Origin of the sequence: uncultured Flavobacterium sp. (genome assembly GCF_963975005.1) — a bacterium.
Lineage (GTDB): Bacteria > Bacteroidota > Bacteroidia > Flavobacteriales > Flavobacteriaceae > Flavobacterium.
Map to the genome: position 1 here is coordinate 1 of NZ_CAXBFR010000104.1, position 10,268 is coordinate 10,268.

General features: G+C 28.1%; 12 protein-coding genes. 1 reads left to right on the forward strand and 11 read right to left on the reverse strand.

The window, feature by feature from the left end; genetic code table 11:
* The 10 genes from AACZ53_RS11430 to AACZ53_RS11475 form a co-directional block, all read right to left on the reverse strand.
* A partial coding sequence (locus tag AACZ53_RS11430; protein ID WP_339838489.1) for a class I SAM-dependent DNA methyltransferase occupies positions 1 to 1,361 on the reverse strand: 1,361 nt, incomplete at its 3' end.
* Between the two features lie 283 nt (positions 1,362 to 1,644).
* Entirely contained in the window at positions 1,645 to 2,298 is a 654-nt protein-coding gene (locus AACZ53_RS11435; protein WP_339838492.1) for an NUMOD1 domain-containing DNA-binding protein, read from the reverse strand.
* Positions 2,299 to 2,412: 114 nt separating this feature from the next.
* On the reverse strand, positions 2,413 to 3,534 hold the full coding sequence (locus AACZ53_RS11440; protein WP_339838494.1) for a VapE domain-containing protein: 1,122 nt from the start codon (positions 3,532 to 3,534) through the stop codon (positions 2,413 to 2,415).
* A gap of 556 nt (positions 3,535 to 4,090) precedes the next feature.
* On the reverse strand, positions 4,091 to 4,339 hold the full coding sequence (locus AACZ53_RS11445; protein ID WP_339838497.1) for a hypothetical protein: 249 nt from the start codon (positions 4,337 to 4,339) through the stop codon (positions 4,091 to 4,093).
* A 49-nt stretch (positions 4,340 to 4,388) separates the two neighbouring features.
* Complete coding sequence (locus tag AACZ53_RS11450) at positions 4,389 to 5,387, reverse strand: DUF3871 family protein (protein ID WP_339838499.1); 999 nt, start codon at positions 5,385 to 5,387, stop codon at positions 4,389 to 4,391.
* Positions 5,362 to 6,261, reverse strand: a complete 900-nt coding sequence (locus AACZ53_RS11455) for an AAA family ATPase (RefSeq protein WP_339838501.1) — start codon at positions 6,259 to 6,261, stop codon at positions 5,362 to 5,364. Before AACZ53_RS11455 ends, AACZ53_RS11450 begins: the two co-directional genes overlap by 26 nt.
* Positions 6,262 to 6,358: 97 nt before the next feature.
* The gene (locus AACZ53_RS11460) at positions 6,359 to 6,703 is read right to left on the reverse strand and encodes a hypothetical protein (protein ID WP_339838505.1); all 345 of its coding nucleotides are present in this window, start codon (positions 6,701 to 6,703) and stop codon (positions 6,359 to 6,361) included.
* A 318-nt stretch (positions 6,704 to 7,021) separates the two neighbouring features.
* Positions 7,022 to 7,339 carry a hypothetical protein gene (locus AACZ53_RS11465; protein ID WP_339838508.1) on the reverse strand — a complete coding sequence of 106 codons (318 nt, stop codon included), beginning with the start codon at positions 7,337 to 7,339 and terminating at the stop codon, positions 7,022 to 7,024.
* Between the two features lies 1 nt (position 7,340).
* Positions 7,341 to 8,078, reverse strand: coding sequence for a hypothetical protein (locus AACZ53_RS11470; RefSeq protein ID WP_339838511.1), 738 nt, complete (start codon positions 8,076 to 8,078; stop codon positions 7,341 to 7,343).
* Between the two features lie 4 nt (positions 8,079 to 8,082).
* Positions 8,083 to 8,502: a hypothetical protein gene (locus AACZ53_RS11475; protein ID WP_339838513.1), complete on the reverse strand. Its 420-nt coding sequence runs from the start codon at positions 8,500 to 8,502 to the stop codon at positions 8,083 to 8,085.
* Positions 8,503 to 8,581: 79 nt separating this feature from the next.
* On the opposite strand from AACZ53_RS11475, the gene AACZ53_RS11480 reads away from it, so the two are divergent.
* Positions 8,582 to 8,812: a helix-turn-helix transcriptional regulator gene (locus AACZ53_RS11480; protein ID WP_339838515.1), complete on the forward strand. Its 231-nt coding sequence runs from the start codon at positions 8,582 to 8,584 to the stop codon at positions 8,810 to 8,812.
* Positions 8,813 to 8,842: 30 nt separating this feature from the next.
* Here AACZ53_RS11480 and AACZ53_RS11485 read toward each other — a convergent pair whose 3' ends face one another.
* Positions 8,843 to 10,075, reverse strand: coding sequence for a site-specific integrase (locus tag AACZ53_RS11485; RefSeq protein WP_339838517.1), 1,233 nt, complete (start codon positions 10,073 to 10,075; stop codon positions 8,843 to 8,845).
* Positions 10,076 to 10,268 lie beyond the last annotated feature (193 nt).

Sequence of the window (10,268 nt, forward strand, 5' to 3'; positions counted from 1 at the left end):
TCTTTGTATCGGTTAATAGACAAATCCCAGTCATTGGCTTTAATGTCTTCAAAAGGCACTAAAAAACTTTTGTCGGTACGTAATCTGTTGGTTTCTTTGTCTAAATTATGGTAACGAGTTACAATATCTGGTATGTCATTATCTTTGGTTTCTGCACGCTTGTCATCTAAAGTAAAACCATCTGCCTGCATGTCATAAAACCAAACTTTGTCTGTACCACCTGTTCCTGTTTTAGTAAAGAACAAAACAGCTGTACTTACTCCTGCATAAGGTTTGAATACGCCACTTGGCATTGAAATTACAGCATCCAATTTATGGTTTTCTATTATCTCTTGTCTTATTTGTTTGTGTGCGTTAGAGCTTCCAAATAACACGCCATCGGGTACAATTACGGCACATCTTCCACCTGCTTTTAACATACGTAACATTAATCCTAAAAACAGTAATTCTGTCTTTTTTGATTTTACTACTTTTAGAATAGAAGTTTCTACACCATCATAATCTAAACTTCCTTTAAATGGTGGATTGGCAAGGATTAATGAGAACCTATCTCTAACATCTCCATTACCTTCACTCAAAGCATCTTTACCTATTAAGTTTGGACTTTCTATACCATGTAATTGTAAGTTCATAGCACCAATACGTAACATTGTATTGTCAAATTCAATCCCAGTAAACATATCACTGTTATAATGTTCTCTAAAAGATTTCTCATGAAACCAGTCAGGGTGTTTTTCGTGTAAATATTCTCCTGAAGAAACTAAAAATCCTGCTGTTCCTGCTGATGGGTCACAAATGGTATCTTCTTTGCTAGGTTGTACCATGTCAACCATCATGCGAATGATGTGTCTTGGTGTTCTAAACTGTCCGTTTGTTCCAGCTGTAGCAATTTTAGATAGTAAATACTCATAGACATCGCCTTTAGTATCTCTATCTTCCATTTTGATTTTATCAATCATTTGCACTACTTGGTCCAATAGTCTTGGAGTAGGAATCATAAATGTAGCACCTTTCATGTATTGTGCAAAAACACCTAAATCACTTCCCACTTCTTTCATGTGGTCAAAGACAGTTGTTCCTCCAATTGATGGTCTTGTGAACAAGTCAAACATCGCTTGAGGGTCATTGTTCTTAAATGAACTCCAACGTAATTCTTGTTGCTCTTCTGTAAAAATAGGATTAGCAATAGGTTTCTTAATCATTGCTGCTTTTTTCTCTTCTAGCAACTGTATTTCGTCTAGTCTACGGATGAATAGGAGGTATGTAAATTGCTCAATTACTGTTAATGGATTAGAAACTCCACCTGTCCAAAAGGACTCCCATATTTTATCTACTTGCGATTTTATTTCTCCTGTAATCATGTTTGTTTTGTATGCGTTTATTATATGTTAATCCTAAGATGTTATTTTTAAAGTGATAAATATACGGAAGTAATAGTGAAAACTATATTGAAATGAATACAATAATACTTACAATAATTAATTTTACCTTTTATCAAATGTTTCACTTATAACCATATTATGGTTTCAGCAAATATATTTTATTAAAATGGTTTTAGTTTACGGTTTCCATCATTCCATCTATTTATTATAATAACGTTGAGTTTTGCGTATAAAAAAAGACGGCTGTTAACCGTCTTTAATTTTAAATATACTTCCATAAGAATCCCCCTGAATGTTCTCTTTCTTCTCTACAACATCTTGTTATACAGGTTTTAGACACTCCTGTTTTTCTTGAAGCTTCAGAAGCAGAAACATATCTTGCTAATAAGTTTCCTTTTAAGCTATATTGGAACACTTCTTTTCTTCTGTTATCATTTTTTGGTATAAATGGTTCAGCATAATCATAACTCCATAAGAAGCCTCCTAATGCGTTGTTAATGCTCCAACAAGCTCTGCTGATATCTTGTTTTCTAGCATTTATACTTTCACCAGCTTCAGTTAAATTATTGTAAGTAAAATTTAAGGTTCCGCTTAAATCATACTTATAGATGCTTTTTTTAAAACCTCCACCTTTGTCTGAATTATAGCCTTCTTCTATTGTATTGTTTTCTTCAATATATTTTATCTCTTTTTTAGCTAATTCATTATAATTATTTGCTGTATCAATTTGTACCCAATGAAAGGTATCGGGTCCGTAAGTACTAATAGCTTCATGAAATTTAATATTACTTCCAGAATTTGACTTTTGGCAATGGTCTTCTTTTCTTTTTTCAATTGACTTTGTTGTAGCCCCAATGTATTGTTCGTTTGTTTCATTATTAATGACCTTATAAATTATTCCTTTTACATTTTCCATTTCGTTTATAATTTTTATGGTGGATAGGGTGTATAGGTTAAATTGATAAAGCTTTATTAAAACTTTAATTTATTACTTTTAATAAATACCCTATACACCTTATACACCTTGTTTTTAAGATGCTATATTAAACTGTTGATTTTTTAATGCTAATCTGTATTTTTTAAGTTTAGTTACTTTTTTATACCCAAATGAAACAAGTGCTTTTCCAACTTGTTCAACACTAATATTTTTATGAGGTTTTTTGTGTAATTTTATGTAATCTAAAACTTCTGATGCACTCATAAGTATAGAGCTTATGTTGTCATTAGGTAACTCAAAAAGCTCGTCTATAATGTCGTATTCTTCTGGAGTTTGTAAGTACTTTTTATTCTCTTCATTAATTCTAGTTATATCTTTAGAATCAAAATAAAATTTAAAATTGTTTTGAAGTAAAAAATAGGCTTGACTATATACTTTATTCATATCAATATTATGTTCAGGATTAATTTTAATAACTTCTGCACATAAATACCTCCTGTTTCCAGTTAAGTCAGTTAAAATCTCCGTATTGTTAGTTCCTGCAATTAGAGAAGCCCTTCTCATAAGCCTAATCGCTTCTCTTGAGTAAGGTCTTCTTTGTTCAATATGTTCAAGTGTAATTAAACCTTTATAAAATTCATTTTGAGCTTTTCCAAATGAAACTAATTCATCCATATTTATCAAGAACTTATCTGCTAAATAAAATTTTGTGTCTTTATCATTTGGCATAATTGTTCCTTCAAATAAATATGATTTCATTTTTTCAGGCATTAATGTTCTTACCCATCTAGTTTTACCAATACCTTGACCACCAGAAAAAATAATTACATTCTGATTTGTTATTTCTTCTTTATAAGAACAGCCCACTAAAGCTACTATCCATTTCTTAAAACACCACTGAAAGTAATCATCATTAGTTGTATTAATTGTTTCAGATAAAAGTTTTATATGGTCAGTTTTTTCATCCCATTTAGGGAGAGATTCAAAGTATTCTTTAAAAGGGTCATATGATTTAACATAATTTGAATATAAGAATGTACTTAATTTATTTGGAGTTGTTTTGTAACCCTTTTTTTCAAGTTTAATTAGGGTTGTGTTGAAGTTAATTTCATCAAATTTTTTATATTCAAGTTCTCCTTTTTCTTTGAATAAAATTTTATTTGTTACTTCGTTTCTTAAAAAATCATATTTTTTTTCAATGTATTTTTGAAACATAATCTGTTGTTTTGCAATTATAAAATCTCTCTGTCATTTATCATCATCAGTTCTCCATTTGGCGAGAGTTTTTACCATACTTTACTCATTAAACTTATTTAATAAGCATTGAGATTCAATTTTTTAAGATTGAATTGGATTTAAGTTTTCTTCACTATATCATTGGCAAAAGTATTTGGTTGTTAAAATTGAATTTTGAATTTTAAAAACTTCTATAGAACATAGAAGGTGTAGATGAGAATCATCTTGAAAGGATTTACACAAATATAAGCAATTTCGAAGCTAAAGTCAATAGATTTGACCCCTAAACTTTAAGTTTTAAAAAAATTCTAATAGCGTTTTGGTGATGTTTTTAAGCTGAAATTGAACCCTTTTTTTGCAGTATAATCTACTTTCCACAATAATAAAAACATATTGCGGAAGTAAATTAAATAGCTAAATACATTTTCAGGGTTTTTTTGATATAGCAGAAAACGACTCAAAATTTGGTTATTAAAATACAACATAACTGCTTTAAGGTATAGAGTATCATCAAAAAAAGATATAAATTATATCTTTAAATGATAATTTCAAAGTGGTAATAATAATATGCTTTACCACGTATAATGTAGATAGTTGTTAATTCCATATCTACTTTAACCTCTTCTACAAAAACTTCTTCACCACAGTATAAATCTCCAATATTATGCATTACACGTACTTCAAACGGACAAAATACTTTCTTTAATATATTGTTCCAAGTAATAACATATAATACGTTAGGAGAACTGTATTTTAGGGTCTCTGCAAGTTCTTTTTTTGTCATTTTATTTGATTTTCTTACATTTTTTAATAGAATTTTTTATAGTAATTTGCTACGAAAACGCTATTATATTATTATGCAAGAAATAATCTGACTGGTTGTTTTTAAGCAAATTACCTATGTAATTGATAAACTCGTATGCATTTACATTACGTTCTAAATTACTATCAATGTAAGTGCTTTTATTGGCTTCTGTAAAGAGATTATATACATTCCAAAGACTGATTTTATCATCTTTAGATTTTGAAAAGTTAGGATCCAAATTATAATCTTTGACAATTGAATTAATTTGTGTATCATTGATTTTTAGAGGAAATAATTCTTTTTTAACTTCCTTGTCTAAGTGAGGATAGAACTTCATTTTGCCAACTAAGTGAGCGAACTGATTTTCTGTTAAATAATAATCGTTCATTTTCTTCATTACATCAAGATGTTCTCTTCTGTTGTAACTCTCAAACAACAAGTTTGTTCGTTCCGCTAACTCAAGACTTGAACTTACTCTTAAATTTTCAATTAATCCATCTGTAGAAATACATAGATTTGTACAAACTTTGTTTTGAAATCCTATAAAAATTTTAAACTTTTCAATAGATTTTTTACTGAATAAATTTTCTTGGTTATAAGCTCTTACTCCGCCTATGCAAAGACTTATATTATTTCCATTTACAACTTCACTAATTTCAGGAATTTCAAACAAGAATGCCATACGCTCATAATAAATTGTTTTCTCTTCTTCAAGCAACTCTTTTGCAGGTTTACCAATTGCACTTGGAATTCTACCTTTAATGACGTGAGAAACTCTTATATCAGGTATTAAATCTCCTTGATATTCTAAAGTTTCTTTTAAAACTTCTCTAACGGTATTAATAAATTCAAAATGTGAAATAGTAGTTTCGTTGTCTTTAGCAAATACAGGTATGTTGCAGTCATTTTTTAAATGTTCTAATGAAACTTTAATGGTATTTGCTTCAATAAAGCTAGTTTTTGTGTTTTTAACTATCAATTCATCTTCAACTATTTGATGATTATAATTCTGTATTATCGTTTCCATGTAATTGTAATTTAGGATTAGTTATAATAGAATTCTCTTTTACTAATTGAGTATTTAAAGCATTTAAAGACTCTTTTTTTGAAACAATTAGTGGGTATATTTTTTTGCTAAATTGAGGATTGTTGTTATAAATTGCTTTTAGTTCCTCTTCGGTTGTACAATTTTCAATTTCTACTTTCAACTCTTCAATTGAAACTCCTTGATTGCACCAGTCTTTTAGTTTTTTTCCTGTAAAAGAATTAATTATAAATTCTGGTTTTCCAACAAACAAGCCGGTTCTATCTTTACTTACTGTAACTAAATGTTTGTCATTTAAGAATTCAAAATTGACTGTAAGTTCATACTCATAGCCTTCACGTTGAATTTCTTTTGTGCCAAGCTTCATAACTTTTGTTTTACCAGAACTATCTTGATCTAAACTATAATCTACTTTTCTTCTTGATGTAGTTATAATGTGAATTTTAGATTGAATTATAGCGTCTAAAAAGGAATTATGGCGAGGTGTAATCTTCGCCCAATCCATAAATCTTCCACCTAATTGTTCATGTATTTCTAAACAAGCTCCTTTACCACTCCACTCGTGAGAAATTGAATCAATAATAAGAACTTCAATATCCGAAGCTTCACAAATCTTTATGGCTTCAATATATCTTTCAGGTGAAAAAGGTTCATTTAAAGGAAGTATATTGAATTCTCCTAAATGTGAATATAAACTTGCACTATTGTTTTCTGTATCAATAACAGCAATTTTATTCCAGTCATTAGTAATTCCAAATGCTAATAATAAAGCACTATAGGTTTTACCATAACCACTTGGTCCTGACATGCCAACTTTTAGTTTGACTTGATGCCTTTTGGCTTTTTGTAATTTCATATAATATTATTTTTAAAGGTTAATTAAATAAAAAAAGAGGAACTCCCGTAATGGAAATTCCTCTTGACTAAATCTGTATGGCGTATAATAATTTTGTTTATTCTACCATTTCTTCTTGGTGAACATTTTCATTGATAATTGCTGCTTCATCTGTCATGTATTCATAACGATGGTTTCTTTCAATGACTTCACCAGTTGCTTCAATAACATATTGGTAAGGAACAACTTCAACTTTTGAAATTGCACCAGGCAATGAAGTTCCAATTAATGACTGACACATTGTTTCATCAAAGGTGCATGAAACCCTTGCAGTTTTTGCAGTCAAATAAGTTCTACCAGTTTCTTTGCTGACAACTGCTTCAACACCACCTTGAACCACCAAAGAGTAGAATTTTTCACCATCTTCTCTTGTGTTAATTTTGTAATCTGTAATTAGTACCATAGTTTTTTAAATTTTAAGATTAAACATAACGGGCTATCCCGCAAAAGTTGAGAAAAAGTGGAGTGATGACTCTAATTCCTCAGTTATCTTGACGGGGTAATGCCCAAAGTTTTGTTTAAGTCGGGGGATGATCTTGGCTTTAGTTACGTTTTCATTGATAAAAAAATATTAAAAAAAAATATTATTAATTATTATCTATCTATTCTATCATTAACTTATCTACTATCAATAATGTTACTGAATTTTATAAACAACAAAACCCTTTAATAAAAAGGGTTTACGCTGGTTTTTGCATGTTTTTTAATGACAGATTTGCGACTAATATAATATGTATATATAAAAATCTAGACTAAAATTTTTGCATTTTGGACAAAAGTTATTTACTTCATTTAGTTCTAAATTAAAATTCCTAAAAATATTTTTTCCTTCGTTGTTTCCTTTGAGTTCGATTTGAGTATAAAAAACGTAATTTGGATTGTTTTTTTCAACATAATAATTTACACTTTCTAATTCATTAGTTATTTTATTATAAGCTGGTACAGGGTCGTCTGTTTTATAACCGTATTTTCCACCACCATAATTAAATCCTGTTTTAAAGTTGCAAATTTTACATTTTGCTTTGATATGTTCTCCCATATTATAAATTTTTAAAAATATATTCTTCTAAATAATTGATAGATTCAGAACTTGCTACATCCTTTATTAAAGTAAGATTTAAGTTATTTCCATTTACATGAACTCTTTTTAAAATATTAATATTTAAATTAGGATCATAAACTATAACGAATATTGCCTTTGGGTAACCTTTTTCACAATAAACTATAAATTCTTTTGCAATTAATACTTTATTATTTTTAGCATCTACTATATTATCAAAATCATTGTATAAAATTTCAAAAAAATTATCTCCATTGCCAATATATTCTCTATTTACATCTATATAAAACTTACAACCTTTAACATAATATGAATTATAGCTACCATCACCTAATTCAAAATTATATTTTTTTCCGAGAAATATTTTTAATATTTTTTCCAAAAGTTTTTCAGATTCAAAATGAAATAATAAAATGCCATTCATTATATTGTCTTGCATATCATTATCAGTAAGTAATGTTTTTGCTGTATCAGTTGAAAAACAAAAATCATAAAACATGGAATTTATTTCCATCATAATTTTATCGTTTTCAAAGTTTATCTTTTTATTAGATTTATCTGTTATATTAATATTTGTATTAATTGATTGATTCAATTGAAGTTTACTTTTTTTTATTTTTTCACTCGCCTCACTTAATATGGTAACTAAAACACCAATGATAATTGCCATAAGTATTAATATCCCTATGAATTCTATAATTGAATTAGGTTCTTTCATAAAGTTAATTTTGATGATTTTTTCTTGATTCAGCAGTTATTAAAATACCGTTTATATCAAAGACTTTTACAGTCTTTATTCCAACATTGGCATCCAAAGAGGCTACTAATTCATTAGCAAATTTAATTACATCATATTCATTCACATAATTAAATATTTCAATGAGTAAGACGTCTTCCATAATAAAAGCTCTACTTATAAATTCTTCTTTTTCTAGTTCCTTAATAAACATCTTGTGTATTTCAAGTAGCATGTTTTGACTATTCAATTCGTTTTGAATTAAATTTTCAAAATGAACATTAGCAATTTTATTATTATTAATTGTTCTTTCTCTTTTAAGGGTTTCTTTAGCTTCATTTTCTTTATTAAATGCTATTATAAAGTAAATAACTACTAAAACCACTATTATTATTATCGTATTCATATATACATTAATTTTTTATTTAACAAATATAGGCAAATATGCCTATTGATTAGATGTGTTATTGTGCGATTTTTATCCTGTGATAAAAAAGGATAAATCTGAAATATTAAAGCTGTTTGGTAAAAACTTAAGAAAAGTAAGAGAATCTAAGGGTTTTACGCAAGAACAACTTGCTAACGAATTAGGTTTAGAAATTTCTCAAATAAGTAGAATAGAAAGAGGAGTAATTAACACCTCAATCTATACTCTTTACCAGGTTTCAACTTTTTTTGATATCGATGTAAATGAACTTTTTGATTTATCTGAATAATTCTTTTGCAATTATAGATATAAAATAAATTTAATCTTTACGGTTTCCCGCATTTGTAGAATTTAATTTTTTACTTAAAATACTCATTTGTTCACTTACTTTACTTTGAACTACTTTTCCGTAACTTTCCTGTGTAATTAGCATATTCGAATGACCTAGTAATTCTGATACTATTTCCATTGGTACATCATTATAAAGTAATACTGTAGAGGCAAATGTTTTTCTTGCAGTATGATGTGTTAGTCTCTTTTCAATACCTAAAATTACTGAAATCTCTTTCATGTAGGAATTGAATTTTTGATTACTTATTGGTGGAAATATATGAATGCTGTCACTTGAATACTTATTAATTAGTTCTTGAGCCTTTGGAAGTATAGGAATAGATATTTGTCTTTGAGTTTTCTCACGCTTCATCTGAATCCAATTAATGTCATCAAATCCTTTCTGAATATGTTTTTTTTCAAGATTTGCCATTTCATTAAATGCTAAGCCTGTATAACAACAGAATATGAATAAGTCTTGTATGAAACCCAGTCTCTTTTGATATAGTATAGCTTCTTCAAGAGTTTTTAATTCTTCTGTGGTTAGAAATACTACACTTTTAAGGACTTTTTTTGATTTGTGGAGAATGAATGGGTCTCTATCTAAATAACCTTCTGAAATAGCTTGTTTAATAGGCGCTCTAAGCCTTTGAATGGTTTTGTTTATAGTTATTTGCTTTTGATTCTTTTCTGTCTTTAAATAATAGTCAAAATCACTTAAAAATTGAAGGTTTAATTCTTTTAATGGATAATCTGTTTTCTTGTATTTCCATTTTAAGAAAACTTCTAAATGACCACATACATATACAAACTTATTATATGTACTCTCTTTAATCTCTAATCCTACTAGTTTTTTTATTTTGGAGAGATACTTTTTGTAGTAGGAGAGTATGTGTTCGCTTTCTTTCAAATCTTTACCCAAATAGTTATTGAGTATGTCGTCTAATGAAAAAGAGTTTTCTTGCAATCTAAGAATTACAAATAAATTATTGATTTTAGATTTTATTGTTTCAATTTGAGAGTTGTGAAGATCTGAGGATTTATTAGTTTTTAGGACTATTTGGTTTTTAGCATCCCAAGACTCACTTTCTAAGTGAATTCCAGTGCTTATTTGTTTTCTATTACCATTTAGGGTAATTCTGCAAAATAATGGTGATTCGTTCTTTTTGTTTATTCTGTTTTTTGCTTGAACGAACAGAATTTTAAAATTGTCATTTGTCATAACTTTTGGTTTTAGTTAGACATACAATTGGGTAAAAAAAAGTGTTACCTTTTGTAAAAAAAGATGTTACCTGAAATGATACCTTTTAATTTAGGTTTTTGACATAATTTCATAAATTTTAATTTTAATAAAATTTCAAAACCTCAGTAATTACTGGGTATAAAAAAAGCCTAACATTGCTGTTAGGCTTTTA

What these genes read in the sequence shown, in the direction of transcription:
- AACZ53_RS11460 (WP_339838505.1), bottom strand. Translation starts at nt 6,703, where the DNA reads ATGGTACTAATTACAGATTACAAAATTAACACAAGAGAAGATGGTGAA.
- AACZ53_RS11485 (WP_339838517.1), bottom strand. Translation starts at nt 10,075, where the DNA reads ATGACAAATGACAATTTTAAAATTCTGTTCGTTCAAGCAAAAAACAGA.
- AACZ53_RS11435 (WP_339838492.1), bottom strand. Translation starts at nt 2,298, where the DNA reads ATGGAAAATGTAAAAGGAATAATTTATAAGGTCATTAATAATGAAACA.
- AACZ53_RS11450 (WP_339838499.1), bottom strand. Translation starts at nt 5,387, where the DNA reads ATGGAAACGATAATACAGAATTATAATCATCAAATAGTTGAAGATGAA.
- AACZ53_RS11455 (WP_339838501.1), bottom strand. Translation starts at nt 6,261, where the DNA reads ATGAAATTACAAAAAGCCAAAAGGCATCAAGTCAAACTAAAAGTTGGC.
- AACZ53_RS11440 (WP_339838494.1), bottom strand. Translation starts at nt 3,534, where the DNA reads ATGTTTCAAAAATACATTGAAAAAAAATATGATTTTTTAAGAAACGAA.
- AACZ53_RS11475 (WP_339838513.1), bottom strand. Translation starts at nt 8,502, where the DNA reads ATGAATACGATAATAATAATAGTGGTTTTAGTAGTTATTTACTTTATA.
- AACZ53_RS11445 (WP_339838497.1), bottom strand. Translation starts at nt 4,339, where the DNA reads ATGACAAAAAAAGAACTTGCAGAGACCCTAAAATACAGTTCTCCTAAC.
- AACZ53_RS11465 (WP_339838508.1), bottom strand. Translation starts at nt 7,339, where the DNA reads ATGGGAGAACATATCAAAGCAAAATGTAAAATTTGCAACTTTAAAACA.
- AACZ53_RS11470 (WP_339838511.1), bottom strand. Translation starts at nt 8,078, where the DNA reads ATGAAAGAACCTAATTCAATTATAGAATTCATAGGGATATTAATACTT.